This window comes from Mesorhizobium sp. M1273, assembly GCF_040318195.1.
Lineage (GTDB): Bacteria > Pseudomonadota > Alphaproteobacteria > Rhizobiales > Rhizobiaceae > Mesorhizobium.
In genome coordinates, this window is record NZ_JAMYLV010000010.1 from 142,809 (window position 1) to 159,383 (window position 16,575).

Here is a 16,575-nt window from a genome sequence, read left to right on the forward strand (position 1 = left end):
ACTGCCGCTCGAATTGGACTGGAAGTCATTTTGCGGGCAGTGAAGAATTGCTTGTTGAAGAAGACGATCGCATGCGCCAGGCGCCCGCGGATTATGGCCCTCCTGACCTTGGCGCAAAAGCCGACGGCAGCTTTGCCGGTCTTCCTGCCGCGGCCACACCAAACTCATCCGACGAACCCTTCAAGTCCCAGGTTGCGTGCTGAGCCAGACGGTCATGCCGGGTTCCAGCCCTTCGGTACTGCCGTTTGGCTCAAGGCGGAGACGAAAGGAATTGAGATCGTGATCGCCGACGGCGCGGGCCGCGCGCCAGGTTGCGAATTCCCCCAATGGACGCAGTTCCGTCACACGAGCATCGATCTGGCGCCCGTCCTGCACCGTCAGCACCAGCGTTTTGCCGAGCGTTATGTCGTGCAGATCGTCTTCACGCAGCGTGAAAGCGAACCAGGCCTGACCATCCGCCTCCATCGTCATCACCGGCTTTCCCGGGCCGATGATCTCACCTGGCTCGGCAACGCGGATGCCTATTGTGCCGTCCGCCGGTGCGATGAGTCTGGTCTTGTCCAACTGGACCTGAATATCCCTGACTGTCGCCTCGGCCAGCGCCACCTGGGCATCGGCGAGAGCACGCTCCTCGGCGGTGGGACCGGCGCTCGCTTCTGCAGCTTGCGCCTGTTTGAGATCGAGGTCGGCCTTCGCCTTTGCAAGCGAGGCCGAACTCGTGTCGAGCGTTTGTTTGCTGGCGAAGTCCTTGCCGGCAAGTGCCGAGGCGCGGTCATACTGTTGCTGGGCGAGTACAAAGTTGGCCTGGGATGTCTGAATGGCCTGGTTGGCGATTGCCACCTCTTCCGGCCGCACTCCCGAATAGACGTTATCCCGCTGTGCCTTGGCGCTCGCCGCGGCGGCTTTGGCTTCACCGGCAGCTGCCGTCAGTTCCGGATTGTCGAGCACGGCAAGAAGATCGCCCTGATGGACATGCTGGCCCGCAATGACAGCCACCGTCGCCAGTCGCCCCGTAGCGTCGGGGGCGACGCGAATCTCGGTCTGCCGAACCATGCCGGCGATCGGCGGCTTTGCCTGCTCTGCCGAGGCTTCGCAAACGAAGCAGATTATCGCACCTGCCGCGGCCAGCGCGACTGCCGAACCATATCGCGACCTAACGAGCATCGGACACCCTCCAGCCCATGGTGATTCTGGCCGAGGCGATAGCAAGGATCGCGTAGACGCCGGTCAGCACCCACAGCCACATCCAGTCTTTCGAGACATCAGTCACCGTCGCTCCCATCTGGTTGATCCGCACCAGGCCGTCGATCCCGAAGGTGCTGGGAAGGATGAAGCTGGCGGTGCGAAGTATTGGCGGGATTGCTTCCAGCGGCCATGCAACGCCGACCAGGAAGAAGATCGGAAGACTGATGGCAATGAGCAGGAGAACCGAGGTTTCGCGCCGCTTGAACCAACTGCCGACGAACTGGCCGAGCAGGCTGACCGAGAGGATATAGGGAATGGCCAGGACGATCAGGTCGAGCACATGATCGCTTGCCGAGAAACCGTAGACCCTCGACAACACGACGAGGAACAGAGCGTAGCCTGGCAATGCAAGCAGCAGGTGGGCGAGACTTTGACCAATCACCGCCGACACGGTGCCACGACGGCGGCGCGCATCGTGGCCGCCCTGCTCGTAGGCCACCCCACCCAGCGTCGCCGACCCCATCAGCAGCGTCTGCTGCAGGATCAACAGGAAAGCAGCCGGAACGACGTAGCTGCCATAGCCGCCGGTGGGGTTGAAAAGGGGCTGGTTCAAAATCTCCACGGGCGAGCTTTTCGCGAGCGCCGCCCGGTAGAGGCTTCCATCCGGCCGGGCGCTGCGCGCCGCGAGCTCCGCTGTGACTGCGCCCACACCTTCCTGAATGCCCTGCAGCGTGCGGCTGTAGAGCAGGAAATAGGTTGAATCGACATAGGCAGGCAGCCTTGCCTGATCGCCCTTCAGTATCTCGCGCTCGGTTCCGGCCGGAATGCTCAATATGCCGAACACTTCGCGGCGAGCGAGTGCGGCCTGTGCTTCTGCCAATGTCGTCGGTCGAAGCACCACCTTCACCGCTTCGTCGGCATTGACAGCCTGGATGATCGTGCGACTGACGTCGGAGGAATCATCATCCACGACGGCAATGGGGATGCTCTTGATAAGTTGGCCGAGATAGGGTTGCGGGTAGAATAGGCCGTAGATGATCGGCGCCAGAACGATGAGGCTGAAGGCGCTGCGGTTACGTATGATCCGGCCATATTCGTTCGTGAATGCTCGAACAATGCCGATCCTTCCTCTAGCGCTGTCTTGTTCAGGGGTTCCAACCGGCTCTGGCCGCGGATGCCGAGCAACAGATCGCAACCTCAGCCAGGCCAGACCGAAATAGAGGACCGCCAATCCGCCCAGCATCATGAAAGGCTCGGCGGAATTCCCTGCCGGTACGCCGCGAGCCGCCTGGTCGAACAGGATCTGGATGTACCAGCGTAGCGGCAGCATCGCACCCCAGGCACGGGAGAAGCCGTTCATGGCCAGCACGGGAAAGCCGACGCCGGCAAAGCCGAATGCCGGCGAACAGATGATGCCGGTCAGGCTGAGACCAAAGGCAAGGTTCCTGACGAGAAGCTGCAGAAGCGCCCCCAACGACAGATAGGCAATGATCAGCTGGCAAGCGCCGGCGGCCACTAGCACCGGGTCGCCGCGGAAAGGTATTTCGAAGATGCCGTGAATGGTCCCCAGCCCAACAGCCATCATGACGAGGAAGATGCCGAAATAAGGTGCCAGCTTGCCGACGAGCGCGATGAGCATGCTATCGCCGGCCGTCGCCAGCCATTCCCGCATGTTGCGCGACCCGAACTCGGAGCCGACCGCATAGCCGGCGGAAATTGCGGTCACGATGTGGAGCACGGTCGGCAGGATGGCGCGCAAAAGGAACTGCGCGTAGTTCAGGGCGGGATTGGTCAGAACGTATTGCTCGACGGCAAGCGGACCCGGCGCGAAGGCGGCGCTGCGTGGCCCTGCCGGCAGGTCGGCAATTGCTGCCGATATCGCCGCCTGCAGCGAATTCGAGGCGACGTTGCCGGGCGTGAAGAACTGCTTGTTGAAGAAGATCACGACCTGCGGCCGGCGCCCCGCCGCGATATCGCGTTCGAGATTCTGTGGGACATAGACCGCTGCAATGGCCTCGCCGGAGCGGACGGCATGCATGGCTCCGTTAAGATCGGAGGAACGTCTCGCAAGATTGACGCCCGGTGCCGAGTTGATCGCCTGCACAAAGGTTTCGGACGTTCTCGACCTGTCCTGATCGACCACGTCGACCCGCAGATCACGGATGACGGCATTGCTGAACGTGGCGGCAAGGATCGCAAAGGCAATCAACGGGATACCGACAACGAGAAGCAGGGCGACCTTGTCGCGCCAGATCCAGATCACCTCGCGGCGAGCGACATCGACAATGCCGAAACGACGCCCGCTGGCCATCAGTGCACCCCGTTCCAATCGGCGTAGGCGCTCATGCCAGGCCTGAGGATGGGGAGCTTGTCGACCGGATAGGCCCGCACCTCGAAGGTCCTGAGATCGAAGTCGCCAGTCGCACGCGTTGCGCGCCACCCGGCATACTCGCCGCGGGTGGCAATCGTCCGCACCTCGACGGTTATGGGCATGTCACCAAGTGCAGGGATTTTGACCGTGAACCTGTCTCCTATTTTCAGACCCTTCACCAAGTCCTCACGGAGATCGAAATGCACCCAGACGTCGCTGAGGTCGACCAGCGAGAGCAATGGCACACCAGGCGAGACATATTCGCCAACCTCCGCGCCGAGCTGATAGACCTGCGCTGCAATCGGCGCCTTGACGGTCATCTCGTCGACCTGTGCCTGCAGGGTCGCGATCGCGGCCTCGGCCTTGGCGACCGCGGCCTGTGCCACGCCGCGTTCCTCGGCTGTGTAGCCAGCGACAGCTTCCTGATAGGCGAGCTTTGCCTGTTCCGAGGTTCGCGTCGCCACGTCCAGCGAAGCGGTCGCCTCGTCGAGCTTCGCGACCGACTCGAAGCCGCCCTGGGTGACCTGCTTGACGCGGTCGTAAGTCTGCTGGGCAAGCGTCAAGCTGGCCTGCGCCGAGGCGACCTCGGCCTTGCGTTCCGCCACCACTTCGGCGCGCGTACCGATCTGGATGCGCGTGAAGTCCGCCTGGGCGACGATCCTTGCTGCCTTCGCCTCGTTGAGCTTCGTCAACAGCTCCGGATTATCTATCGCCACCAGCAGTTGCCCGGCCGTGATGTTGTCGCCGCGCGACACCGGTCGCTGCCCTACCCTGCCGTCGATACGAGCCGCAATGTCAATGCGCGTGGCATCGGCCTCGCCTTGCACCAGGAGCGGCTGCGGCCGAACGAGATACCACAATGACAAACCAACGATCGCCAGCACGCTGAGCACGACGATGGCCGCCGCCATTTTCGAGGTTCTGGGCGGCTCAGCCGCAGCGGGCTCGACTGATGCGGGCGCTAGGCGATCCGGCAATTCATCCCGTGTCGCATTCGCACCGACCGCTGCGACGCTCCCCCGCAGCGACTCGTCAGTCGAAACTGATGTCTTGCTCATCGGGTCACGCGACATATCCGGCACCGTATGTCTCCCTTTGGTCTGGACAATGCCTGATGGCGATTGTCATCTTGTCTCGACCTGCTCTTCCAATGAGTTTGCGCTCTTGTCGGAGGCTTTCGAAAGCTGCCGACGCATCACCGCCCTTCATCGGAAGGCTCATCAAATCCAGGCGGCGTCTTTTTCCACGACACACCGTCATGGCCCATTTCATAGCCCTTCGCGTACAGCGCGCGCATGAACCTGTTGTCGAACGGGCTCTTCGCCTCCACCGTGAAGTCCGCCGGGATGTCTATGGCGTTGAAGTCGATCCCGTCGCGTTCGGCGATTGCGTAGAGCCGGTAAAGGTCGCCAATGGCTTGCGTCTTGATCAGCGACGACACCGCCTTCTCGGCGATATCCGGCAGGGTGGCCTTGACCGAGCTGTACTCCGGCGTGGTTCGACCATTGCGGATCACGTACAGCCGCGCCTTGACCCTGGTGTGGAAGGTCTTGTCGAGTTCGCCGAGCGTCAGGCCGGCAGGCATGAGGAAAACCTCGTTGGCGGTGCCGCCGTCGACGTGCATCTCGTGATAGGTCCTGCCGCCTGCAGCCACTTCCAGGTCGACTGGTGGAAAGATGCCTGGAATGGATGTTGAGGCGAGGATGACCTGGTTGAACAGTTTCCTGCGATCCGGCCGCCCGCTTGCCGCGATGGCTCCCATATCCCAGATGACTGCCCGGTCTGCATCGAGATTGGTCGTTCCGACAAACAGGCGGCGCCCCTTGGAATACTCGCTGGCAATCTTGGCCAGCATGGCGTCGGTGATGTGTTCATCGAGCATCTTGGCAAGCGGCGCGTTGCTGGTGAACGAACCGCTGGAGAGTGCTCCGAGAAGACTGTGTCTGGTGTAGATGTTGGCGTCGGTGACCTCGGTGAACCCTGCCTTGAGTTGGTCGTCATAGGCCGGACCAAGAAAGGCAAAGGGCGCGATCAGCGCGCCGGCGCTGATCCCGGTGACGATATCGAATTTTGGTCTGGTTCCAGCCTTGGCCCAGCCGGCAAGAATGCCGGCTCCGAAGGCACCGCTGCTGCCACCGCCCGACAGTGTAAGGGCGTTCAGTGCTCTGACATTGATGGACGGATCGCCCTTCGACGCCTTCAGCCTCTCATCGTGGAATCGGACAAGTCGTGCGGCCGGATAGCTGGCATAGGAATCGCCCCAGATCCGGATGTCGCGCTGGTAGCCGGGCGGCTCGGCGGCCGACGCCAATTGCTGTGGGACGCTGTCGCGGGGGGCGGCCGCAATGCATCCTATGAGCTGGCTTGCGCACAGGCCAAGCGCAATCATGCTGGCCCCTGCCCTTCGGGAGCGATTGACGAGGTTGCTGCCGCGCTGAAGGATGCGCATGGCGACGGGAGAACATGCAGTCGTGCGGCGAGAGAAGGACCGGGACCAGCTGCCTTCCGGTGACCATGAGGTCCGGACTGTCGTCATTGACCTTTCCTCATTCAAGCTAACGCGTAGCGAGAGAGGCTGGCAGCAGACTGCTCCTCAACCGTCTCGACACTTCTGCTCACGAAGCATCCTTCGACCACAGGCCGGTGTCCGGGGCTTGTACAAAGCGCTGGGTTTTTTGACGTCTCATGCATGATCGATATCGGAACTCACGCCGTCCGACGTAGCCGCCGGTAATCCCGCGATAACTGTCAAAAGCGCGGACACTTCCTACAAGCCCTGAATTTCAGCGCGTGGTCAGGTGCGAACCACGGAAACGAGGCCTCCCGACCGACCCTCTCGATAGCGCGCTGCGTGCAGGTACACGCACTCGCCGGTCGAGGCTCCGCACCGAACATCAATCCATTGCAAACGAGGACGACCATGCCGACAAATGCCACTCCTACACCCGGTTCCGAGCTGATTTCGCCGAAGGACCACACGCTGATCATGATCGACTTCCAGCCGCAAATGTCCTTTGCCACCAAGTCGATCGATGCCGTCCTGTTACGCAACAACGCCGCGCTGGTCGCCCATGCCGCCGCCGGCTTCGGCGTTTCGACCATCCTCACCACCGTCGCCGAGAAGACGTTCTCGGGACCGATGTTCGACGAGATCACAGCCGCCTTCCCCGGCCAGCCGCTGCTCGACCGCACCTCCATGAACACCTGGGAGGACGCCGCCGTCATCAGCCAGGTCAATGCGATCGGCAAGAAGCGCCTCGTCCTGTGCGGTTTGTGGACCAGTGTCTGCATCGTCGGCCCATCGCTTTCCGCGCTCGATCAGGGCTTCGAAGTCTATGTGATTGCGGACGCATGCGGTGACGTCTCCGAGGAAGCGCATGAGCGCGCCATGCAACGGATGATCCAGGCCGGCGTGCGGCCGATGACATCGCTGCAATATCTGCTGGAGCTGCAGCGCGACTGGGCGCGCGGCGATACCTACGAGCTGACGACGGGAACCGCCAAAAAGTTCGGCGGCGCCTACGGCCTCGGTGTCATTTACGCCAAGACCATGCTCGGCGCGCATGAGGGCTGAACCGTCCGCAGTGGCGCTGGCGAAGTCGCCGGCGCCGCCAGGCAATCCCTTCCATTCGCCCGGAGCGCCACATGAAACCCTATCTCATCTCGCTTGCCGCTGGCCTGCTCGTGGGCGTCATCTATGGACTGTTGAATGTCCGCTCCCCGGCCCCGCCGATCATCGCGCTCGTCGGCCTTCTTAGCATCCTCGTCGGCGAGCAGATTCCGCCGCTCGTCAAGAATATGTGGCGCAGCCAACCGGCAGCACTTTCATGGCTGCATCAGGTGCGCCCGCATGTATTCGGGCATTTGCCGCAAGGCGGCATGCCATCCGAAGCGTCGGAAGCCCGGCGCGCAGACAAGAGCACACAGGGTTGAATTCCAACATCTGCGAGGCAGCGAACCATGGTTGAAGACACCATCGCCGACCTGATCCTGCATCATGGGCTGATCACCACGCTTGACCGTTCCAACCCGACTGCGAGCGCCGTCGCCATCAAGGATGGCAAGATCCTGGCTGTCGGCCACGACCAGGACATCATGGCATTGGCTGGCGCCGGCACCAAGATTGTCGACCTCAAGGGCAAGCGCGTGCTGCCCGGGCTGATCGACAACCATACCCACGTCGTCCGCGGTGGGCTGAACTTCAACATGGAACTGCGCTGGGACGGTGTCCGCTCGCTGGCCGACGCCATGGCGATGCTGAAGCGGCAGGTCGATATCACCCCGCCGCCGCAGTGGGTGCGGGTCATCGGCGGCTTCACCGAGCATCAGTTCGCCGAAAAACGCCTGCCGACCATCGAGGAACTCAACGCCGTCGCCCCCGACACGCCGGTGTTCATTCTCCATCTTTACGATCGCGCTTTGCTCAACGCCGCAGCACTGCGCGCCGTCGGCTACACCAAGGACACGCCGAATCCACCCGGCGGCGAGATCGCACGCGACGCGACCGGCAATCCGACCGGCCTCCTGCTTGCCAAGCCGAACGCCGGCATCCTCTATGCGACGCTTGCCAGAGGTCCGAAGCTGCCCTTCGACTACCAGGTCAATTCCACCCGTCATTTCATGCGCGAACTCAACCGTCTCGGCGTGACCGGCGTCATCGACGCAGGCGGCGGCTTCCAGAACTATCCAGAGGACTACGCGGTCATCCAGAAGCTTGCCGACGACGGCCTCATGACGGTGCGGCTTGCCTACAATTTGTTTACGCAGAAGCCGAAGGAGGAGAAGGACGACTTCATCAAATGGACTGCCTCGGTCAAATACAAACAGGGGTCGGACTATTTCCGCCACAACGGCGCCGGCGAAATGCTCGTCTTCTCGGCCGCCGATTTCGAGGATTTCCGCGAGCCGCGTCCAGACATGCCGCCGGACATGGAAGGCGACCTCGAAGACGTCATCCGCATCCTTGCGCAGAACCGTTGGCCCTGGCGGCTGCACGCCACCTATGACGAGACCATCAGCCGGGCGCTCGACGTCTTCGAGAAGGTCAACCAGGATGTTCCGCTCGAGGGCCTGAACTGGTTCTTCGACCACGCCGAGACGATTTCGGACCAATCGATCGACCGGGTCGCGGCGCTGGGTGGCGGCATCGCCGTCCAGCATCGCATGGCCTACCAGGGCGAATATTTCGTCGAACGCTACGGCCTGGGTGCTGCCGAGGCGACACCGCCGATTGCAAAGATGCTGGAGCACGGTGTGCGCGTTTCGGCCGGCACCGATGCCACTCGCGTCGCCTCCTACAATCCATGGGTCTCGCTCGCCTGGATGATCACAGGGCGCACGGTCGGCGGCATGCCGATCTACCCGCGCCGCAACTGCCTCGACCGCAAGACGGCGCTTCGCATGTGGACCGAGAATGTCACCTGGTTTTCGAACGACGAAGGCACGAGAGGCCGGATCGAAAAAGGCCAACTCGCCGACCTCATCGTTCCCGACAAGGACTTCTTCGCCTGTACCGAAGACGAGATCTCCTTTCTCACCTCCGAACTCACCCTTGTCGGCGGCAAGGTGGTCTACGGCGCGGGTGATTTCGCCAATCTCGACGAGAGCGCCGTTCCGCCCGCAATGCCGGACTGGTCACCGGTCCGCGTCTTCGGCGGCTATGGCGCCTGGGGCGAAGTTGACAGAGCCGGGCGCCATGCGCTGCGAAGAACCGCGATCACCTCCTGCGGCTGTTCGTCCGCCTGCGGCGTGCACGGTCACGACCATGCCGGCGCCTGGACCTCGAAGCTGCCGGTGTCCGACATCAAGGGTTTTTTCGGTGTGCTCGGCTGCAGTTGCTGGGCTGTCTGATCAGGGGAGCCGCCCATGAATACGAACACTGTCTTCCCGGGACAAAGTCTCGCCGGCCGGCTATTCACCGCGCCTGCCGCGCGCACTCTGGCGTTGCTTGCCCTGTCTGCCGCCTACATCCAGGGGCCGATCGTCAAGCTCCTCGATTTCGGCGGCGCCATCGCCGAGATGGAACATTTCGCGCTTCTGCCGGCACCGCTTTTCGCCGCCGCCGTCATCGCCTTCGAACTGGCCATGTCGGCGCTGATTGTGACGGGATACTGGCGTTGGCTCTGAGCGCTGGCACTCGCCGTCTTCACACTTGCCGCGACATGGATCGCCCTGCGTTTCTGGGAGCTGCCGCCCGGCCCCGCACAGTCCATGGCCATGAACGCGTTCTTTGAGCACATCGGGCTTGCCGGCGCTTTTGTCTTCGTTGCCGGGAACGACCTTGCCAGCCGTCGAGGTCCTGCCAAATACGGCTCTTTTCGGAAAAGATGCGGCTCCCGACATCCATAAGGGGTAGCCAGGTGATAAGGATGGTTCGAGAACGATCATTGCCATTGCACCCGCGCCGCATTCGGAGTGAATCGCCAGAGGAATATTGCGCAAGCGGAGAGCTTCATGACCAGACCGTCGCTCGGCATACTTCTCAGTTTCAACGGCGGTTATGTCGACACGATGGGCTTCCTGGCCCTTGCCGGCCTGTTCACCGCCCATGTCACCGGAAATTTTGTGACGCTCGGCGCCGCGCTCGTCTTCGGAACGACAGGAATTATCGCGAAGCTGCTCGCATTGCCGGTCTTCTGCATCGTCGTCCTGCTCACGAGTGTGCTGTCGCTGCGCCTCAAGCTTGAAGGACGAAGAGCCATCGTCACGCTCCTGTCCCTCATGTTTGTGCTGTTCACGATTGCCGCTATCGACGCATACGTTCATGGCCCTGTCTCGAATGGCGACTCGGTGGCTGCGATAGGCATCGGGATGACTCTTGTAACGGCCATGGCAATCCAGAACGGGCTGCATCGGGCCCATCTTTCCAAGCTACCACCAACAACGCTGATGACCGGCACGACGACGCAGATCATGATCGATCTCGCCGACCTCATGTCCGGCACAGCAACCGACCACATGCGCGAGGTCAAGGAGCGCCTGAAACGCATGGCAGCCAGCCTCTTCTGCTTTGCAATTGGTTGCGCTGCCGCGGCACTGGCCTTCGTCGCCTCCCCGACTTGGTGCTTCGTCGTGCCTGTTGGCCTGGTCGCCATCAGCCTTCTGACCCAGTCCGGCGAACCGTCCGAGGCGTGAGCTCGGCAATCTCAAGGAACACGCCGCGCAAACCAAAGGACTGAGCGGTTTTCTCACCAGTCTCAGAATGGCGGGCCGGATAGCAGGTTCTTCACCACAGCGCCGCCTTGTTGACCCGTGGCGCCGGTGACGACGACGGTAAGCTTTTCGCTCATGATCCAACTCCTTGACCTAGCCGCTCAGACCCGTCCGCTTCGATATCCCTGCCCGGCTGAAAAAGCCGGCCGTGCTCAGCAAAGGCCACCACTGCCAGGGTGGCGAGGCCGCAGGCCAGAGTACCCACCAAGAGTGGAACCACTGTCCCGTCGAACGCCTGGCCGATGGCGAAGCCGACAAAGGCCCCCACGACCATGGTAATGAAGCCCTGAGCCGAGGCGGCAGAGCCGGCGATGTGACCCATGGGCTCCATCGCCAGGGCTCCGAAATTGCCCGCCATCAAGCCGAAGCAGAACATCCACAGCCCCTCCAGCACGAGGAAACTGACCAGCGTCTCGTGGCCGCTTAGACCAACCACCAGGTGGACGGCCGCGACGGCGATCGAAACCGCCAAAGCGCCCTCGCCCAGTAGCCGGGCGCCCAGCCGCGGCACCAAGAGCGCGTTCAGCAGGGACGCGATGGCGGTGAATACCGAGACCGCACCGAACACCAGAGCGAAGTCCTCGCCAGCATGGAACGTGTCGTTGATCACCTGCGAGGCCGACGTGATGAACCCGAACAGCGCGGCGAAAGCGAGGGCGCCGGCAAGGGTGTAGCCCATGCCCTGCCGGTTGCGGATCGTCATGCCGAAGGCCGCCAGGACCTCCTTGGCGTTGATGGCCCGCCGATCTCGCGGATGCAGCGATTCCGGAAGACCCGCGCCAAGCCAAACCGCCAGCGAGAGCGCCAACAGCGCCAGCGCCGCCAACAGCCAACGCCAGGACGCAAACGCCAGCACCGACTGGCCCAGCGCCGGGGCGAAGACCGGGCTCGCCATGAAGACCAGCATGGAGATCGACATGACCCTGGGCCATCCTTGGGCCATGGTAGCGGTCCCGGATCACCGAAACCGCGCCGACCCGGGCCGAAGCGATCGACACACCCTGAAGCGTGCGCGCCACAAGCAGTATTGGCAGGCTCGTCGCGACCGCCGCAAGGGCGCTGGACAGGGCGAACCCTACGAGGCCGGCGAGCAGCACGGGCTTGCGGCCATAGCGATCCATCAATGGCCCGTAGACGATCGTGCCCAAACCGATGCTCAAGCCATAGACCACAACCACCAGCTGGCTCGCGTTGGGTGAGCGGATGTCAAGATCGTGCGCAATCGTCGGGAGACTTGGCAGCATGCCGTCGAGGCCGAGGGCCCCAAGCATCATGAGCGCAGCCATCATAGCGACAAACGCGGCGAAACCACGATCGGGCGGGGATGGGGCGGTGTTTTCGGTCATGATGGCAATCTTTCCAAGAGCGTCCGCAGTCCGCTCCAGCTCGAACGAAAAGCACATGTTCGTTCGACCTGAAGCTCAAAGGCCTGTTGCGGCGGGTCAGGCGTTCAGTCGAGCGACGCCTGTGCGGACGTCGCCTGCCGCCCGGTTTGCAGCGTTCGGCTCCACCAGGACAGGTCATCCAGCAGAGCGGCCGCCGCCTGTTCGAGATGCGGATAATCCGCGAAATCCTTGCCCTGCTGCCAGATGCCAAGGAACTCGGCCATGCCGATGTTCACAGACTTGGGGACCGGCGCCATCTGAAGCTCGACGGCAACCAGGCGCAATTGCTCGATGGCCCGTGCGGCGCCGACGCCGCCATATCCGACGAAGGCTCCCGGCTTGCGATTGAATTGCTGGAAGGCATAGTCCAGCGCGTTTTTCAGCACCGCGCTGTAACCGTGATTGTATTCGGGTGTCACGAAGACGAACCCGTCGAGCTCGGCCAGCTTTGCCGCCCAACGTTCCGCGGCGGGGTCCTTTGGCGGCACCCAGGCCGGCGATGCCGGCTCATCGAAGAGCGGCATCGGGTAGTCGCGCAGGTCGACGGTCTCGAAGCTGAGATCCGTACGCCGAGCCGCAATCATGTGAAACCACGCAGCCGCACGCTCACTGAAGCGGCCCTGTCGCGTCGAGCCGATGATAATGCCGATATGCGGGTTCTTTGCCATGATGACGTTTCCATTCCGGTTGATCGAAGCAACGGGACTGGACTGCAATTCCCGCTGTCCCCGAAAGGTGGTCACCACATATTTGGTCGATTAGATGGGGATATTGGATTTAACTCCCCCATTTTTTGGAGGAATATCAACTGTGCTCGACCTCAACGACATCGGCCTGTTTGTGCAGGTTGTTCGCTTCGGCAGTTTCGCGGAGGCCGGACGTCGCCTGGGGATTCCTGCCAATACGGTCAGCCGGCGCATTCAGGAATTGGAAGAACAACTCGGCGCCCGGCTGATGCAGCGATCGACCCGGAAGCTGAAACTCACCGATGCCGGGCATGAACTCTACGGCAACAGCGCCGCGGCCGTAGACGGACTCGAACAAGCGGGAGAGGATCTGATTGCTGGCGCGCGAATACCCAGGGGGTTGATCCGTGTTGCAATGCCCGCCGACTTCTTCGACTTCTACAAGATGGAATGGGTGGCCGAATTCCTGGCCGCGCACCCGCAGGTGCGCATCGAGTTCGTCCTAGGCGACGCCACTGTCGATCTTATCGAAGAGGGCATCGATGTCGCGTTTCGAGGCACGCAGACGCGCAGTCCCAACCATGTCGTGCGCAAGATCCAAAGCCGGTCAGTCGGACTTGTTGCCAGCCCTTCCTATCTTGCTGCGCGCGGGACGCCGGCCACGCTGCAGGACCTGACCCGCCATGACTGCCTGTTTGTGCCACAGGCCAGGGATTATACGACCTGGCATCTGCAGGGCCCCGACGGGGTCGAGGAAGAAGTGACGGTCACCGGCCGCGTGATGGCGAACACCGCGCAAGCGATCCGAAAGGCGGCAATTGCAGGTCTCGGCATCGCATTGGCTCCGATCGCAGGGACGGCCGATTTCGCGGCGGGCCGACTGGTGCCGGTGCTGCCGCAATACGCGCGCCGCAATCTCTCCATGAGTGTCGTCTACCCCAGCCGGACTCATCTGCCATTGGCGGTTTCTGCATTCATCGATTCCGTCATCGGCAAAATGCGCATCGAAATAATGAGCGCACAAGGATTTCTGTAATCCGAAGCTTCAGGCCGCTTTGCAGCAATTCCATTGCCTGTGTTCCCTCCAGGTAAGGCTAGCCGCAAAACAGTGGCCTCGTAGACGCAGGCGAGAGCGGGGTGCTGCACCGCTTTGACTTCATCGCCTCAAAATTCTGCTCCCCCGGCCGGATTCTTGGTCCGACCGCGCGCCCGTCCTTGGTGCGGAAGCCGGCGTAAAGAGCTGCGCCATCAAAAGAGGCACTGACCTGGCCCAACCCAGCTTTTGTGCCATCACGAGGTCGGCCAACCACTAGCCGAGCAGCTCGGCGTCGGAACGCTCGGCAAGAACGTGCGCGACAATCGCCACAGCCGGAGGGTGGACGATCACGGTGCACGGGCATATCTGCCACAGACGCTTTCAACCCTGCGGGCGCAAGTCTGTCACCGGCCGGTAGAAGATCACACGCACCGACGGAACAAGCTGGTTGAGGTAGTCGAAATCCCGAACATTGCCGGTCAGGACCGTCGCGCCCAGCAGACCGGCCTGGTGAAAGATCAGCGCATCGTTGAGGAAGCGGCGTTCATGCCCCTCCCCTTTCGGCAGACGGCTCAGCCGGAACAGCAGACCGGCAAGCATGCCGGCGCGTCCCCAGGCTGTGGCGTCGGGTGCATGCAGCCGGCGCACTGGGATGTCTTCAATCGTGCCTGCAACCACTTTCAAGACCGACTTCGTCGTGGGGTGCACTGGCTCGAGCCGGCCGAACAGGTGGCTGAGCTCGGCAAGGCAGACGGCCGAGTGCTGACAGAGCCGATAGGTCAGAAGGTCATCGACCACTTTGGGCGTGCGGCCCTGAAGGACATCCAGATAGACGGTCGTGTCGAGAAGCAATGCACCGCCGACAGGCGGCTGGTCCCCTGCCCAGGACAGAGCGGAATCCGGCCGCCGTTCCAGCCCCCCGGCACGCCGCTGTGGTTTGAGGGAACGCAGTGCGCTCCCGAGATCAAACGCCAAGATCAATGTCTGCGGAGATGCTGCCCTTTCGGCGGACGAGCCGGGCGCCAAAATCGTCCTCGAGGGCCAGCCGCGACAAGGCGAGCTCCAGCAGCTCAGTGTCGGAGGTCACATGAGCGCGCTTCTTTGCCGCCTCGATCAATTCCGACGGCACCCTGCCGGAAAGGCGTGTGTTCTTGGCCGCGCCGAGAAGGCCGACCGCCCTCGCCTGCTCAAGCACCAGACGGTTCCGGGTGTGGGCGATCCGCTCCTCGCTTTCGGCTGCCGTTGCGCCACGTACGCTCATCCTGGATTCTCCTGTTGAACGAAACATAAGGGATGTTGAACATGAAGGCAAGGATCGGCACTGAGAAAGAGGGCCCTAGGAGGGTCAACACTGGATCGGACATGGTCCGTCGCCCGGTCATGCTATAGCACGACCCAGCGTGTGGTCGTACGCGTCCGGCGCAAATCTCGGGAGCTATTGGTCAAGCACCTCGCGGTGGACAATTGGGCGCTTTGGTCGCACGTTGGGGCTCTCACAATCGCACCACTGTGGCATTCAAATGATCGAGAGTTTCGATGGGCAGTCCCCGTAATTTCATGACGCCCATCGACGCGGTCGACACCAGCGACCTGCCTGACATTGTCGACGTCGTCATGGAAATGGGGCACCCGGATGAGGCTCCCTCCCCTCCCACGCGGGTCCTCGACTCGCGACAAGCATCACTGCCTGCGCATCTCGAAGAGCTGGCCGACCGCGCGCGCGATTACGTCGAGGCGGCGAGTTCGGCAAACACCCGTCGCGCCCATGCCGCCGACTGGAAGCATTTTTGCGCCTGGTGCCGGCGCCAGGCGTTTGATCCGCTGCCGCCAGATCCACAAGTCGTCGGCCTCTACATCACAGCCCAGGCCTCAGGATCGGAACGGGACAAAAAGTCTGTGTCGACCATTGAGCGCCGCCTGTCGTCGCTGACCTGGAACTATACGCAACGCGGTCAATCGCTCGACCGGAAGGACCGGCATATCGCGTGCTCGCCGGTATCCGCAATAAACACGCCTCCCCTCCTCGTCAAAAGGAAGCCATCCTGCGCGACGATCTTGTCGCCATGCTGGAAACGCTCGATCGTGGCACGCTGCGCGGACTGCGCGGCCGCGCCATGTTGCTTTTGGGCTTCGCCGGCGGCTTGCGCCGCTCCGAAATCGTGGGCCTCGATGTTGCGCGCGATGAAACCGAGGACGGCTGCGGCTGGATTGAATTTTCCCGGACAAGGGCGTCCTGGTTACGCTGCGAGGCAAGACCGGCTGGCGCGAGGTCGAGATTGGCCGCGGCTCGTCCGATGCCACCTGCCCGGTCGTCGCCCTGCAGACCTGGCTGAAGCTGGCCCGCATCGCGCATGGCCCCCTCTTCCGCCGCGTCACGGGGCAGGGCAAAGCTGTGGGCGCCGAGCGGCTCAACGATCAGGAGGTGGCGCGGCTGGTCAAACGCGCGGCCTTGGCCGCCGGCGTGCGCGGTGATCTTTCCGAGGGCGAGCGCGGCCAAAAGTTTTCGGGCCACTCGCTGCGTGCCGGCCTCGCGTCCTCTGCCGAGGTTGACGAGCGCTACGTGCAGAAGCAGCTTGGTCACGCCTCGGCAGAGATGACACGCAAATACCAGCGCCGGCGCGATCGCTTCCGCGTCAATCTTACTAAGGCGTCAGGATTGTAGAGTGCGGTACGCCCCCAGCCGCAGGTGACTCTGGATGC

Annotated in this window: 13 protein-coding genes and 3 pseudogenes; 7 read left to right on the forward strand and 9 right to left on the reverse strand. The window is 62.6% G+C overall.

Annotation, left to right across the window (positions count from 1 at the left end):
• Window positions 1-180: 180 nt before the first annotated feature.
• From NKH30_RS13690 to NKH30_RS13705, 4 genes are all read right to left on the reverse strand, one after another.
• Window positions 181-1,164, reverse strand: a complete 984-nt coding sequence (locus NKH30_RS13690; RefSeq protein WP_352980416.1) for an HlyD family secretion protein — start codon at window positions 1,162-1,164, stop codon at window positions 181-183.
• A complete protein-coding gene (locus NKH30_RS13695) occupies window positions 1,154-3,496 on the reverse strand; it encodes an ABC transporter permease (RefSeq protein ID WP_352980415.1) in 2,343 nt (780 codons plus the stop codon). Before NKH30_RS13695 ends, NKH30_RS13690 begins: the two co-directional genes overlap by 11 nt.
• On the reverse strand, window positions 3,496-4,467 hold the full coding sequence (locus tag NKH30_RS13700; protein ID WP_352980414.1) for an HlyD family secretion protein: 972 nt from the start codon (window positions 4,465-4,467) through the stop codon (window positions 3,496-3,498). Before NKH30_RS13700 ends, NKH30_RS13695 begins: the two co-directional genes overlap by 1 nt.
• Window positions 4,468-4,751: 284 nt before the next feature.
• Window positions 4,752-5,945, reverse strand: coding sequence for a patatin-like phospholipase family protein (locus tag NKH30_RS13705; RefSeq protein ID WP_352980413.1), 1,194 nt, complete (start codon window positions 5,943-5,945; stop codon window positions 4,752-4,754).
• A gap of 531 nt (window positions 5,946-6,476) precedes the next feature.
• Between NKH30_RS13705 and NKH30_RS13710 the strand changes: the two genes are divergently transcribed.
• From NKH30_RS13710 to NKH30_RS13730, 5 genes and pseudogenes are all read left to right on the forward strand, one after another.
• The gene (locus NKH30_RS13710) at window positions 6,477-7,130 is read left to right on the forward strand and encodes a hydrolase (protein WP_352995784.1); all 654 of its coding nucleotides are present in this window, start codon (window positions 6,477-6,479) and stop codon (window positions 7,128-7,130) included.
• A 71-nt stretch (window positions 7,131-7,201) separates the two neighbouring features.
• Complete coding sequence (locus NKH30_RS13715; RefSeq protein ID WP_352980411.1) at window positions 7,202-7,489, forward strand: XapX domain-containing protein; 288 nt, start codon at window positions 7,202-7,204, stop codon at window positions 7,487-7,489.
• 27 nt (window positions 7,490-7,516) lie between these two features.
• Complete coding sequence (locus tag NKH30_RS13720; protein WP_352995786.1) at window positions 7,517-9,406, forward strand: amidohydrolase; 1,890 nt, start codon at window positions 7,517-7,519, stop codon at window positions 9,404-9,406.
• A 15-nt stretch (window positions 9,407-9,421) separates the two neighbouring features.
• Window positions 9,422-9,904, forward strand: a pseudogene (locus tag NKH30_RS13725) (DoxX family protein).
• 105 nt (window positions 9,905-10,009) lie between these two features.
• Window positions 10,010-10,690 (forward strand): YoaK family protein, encoded by a 681-nt coding sequence (locus NKH30_RS13730; protein WP_352980409.1) that lies wholly within the window; start codon window positions 10,010-10,012, stop codon window positions 10,688-10,690.
• Between the two features lie 151 nt (window positions 10,691-10,841).
• On the opposite strand, the gene NKH30_RS13735 is transcribed toward NKH30_RS13730, so the two are convergent.
• From NKH30_RS13735 to NKH30_RS13745, 3 genes and pseudogenes are all read right to left on the reverse strand, one after another.
• The gene (locus NKH30_RS13735) at window positions 10,842-11,687 is read right to left on the reverse strand and encodes an MFS transporter (protein WP_352995788.1); all 846 of its coding nucleotides are present in this window, start codon (window positions 11,685-11,687) and stop codon (window positions 10,842-10,844) included.
• 73 nt (window positions 11,688-11,760) lie between these two features.
• A pseudogene (locus NKH30_RS13740) lies at window positions 11,761-12,171 on the reverse strand (MFS transporter); the annotation flags it as partial.
• A 47-nt stretch (window positions 12,172-12,218) separates the two neighbouring features.
• A complete protein-coding gene (locus NKH30_RS13745) occupies window positions 12,219-12,821 on the reverse strand; it encodes an NADPH-dependent FMN reductase (protein ID WP_352980408.1) in 603 nt (200 codons plus the stop codon).
• A 142-nt stretch (window positions 12,822-12,963) separates the two neighbouring features.
• Here NKH30_RS13745 and NKH30_RS13750 point away from each other — a divergent pair, with 142 nt between their 5' ends.
• Entirely contained in the window at window positions 12,964-13,875 is a 912-nt protein-coding gene (locus NKH30_RS13750) for a LysR family transcriptional regulator (RefSeq protein WP_352980407.1), read from the forward strand.
• A 381-nt stretch (window positions 13,876-14,256) separates the two neighbouring features.
• On the opposite strand, the gene NKH30_RS13755 is transcribed toward NKH30_RS13750, so the two are convergent.
• A complete protein-coding gene (locus NKH30_RS13755; RefSeq protein WP_352980406.1) occupies window positions 14,257-14,850 on the reverse strand; it encodes a type II toxin-antitoxin system VapC family toxin in 594 nt (197 codons plus the stop codon).
• Window positions 14,840-15,136 (reverse strand): hypothetical protein, encoded by a 297-nt coding sequence (locus NKH30_RS13760; RefSeq protein ID WP_352578990.1) that lies wholly within the window; start codon window positions 15,134-15,136, stop codon window positions 14,840-14,842. Before NKH30_RS13760 ends, NKH30_RS13755 begins: the two co-directional genes overlap by 11 nt.
• 275 nt (window positions 15,137-15,411) lie before the next feature.
• Between NKH30_RS13760 and NKH30_RS13765 the strand changes: the two are divergent.
• A pseudogene (locus NKH30_RS13765) lies at window positions 15,412-16,537 on the forward strand (site-specific integrase).
• The last annotated feature ends 38 nt before the right edge of the window (window positions 16,538-16,575 follow it).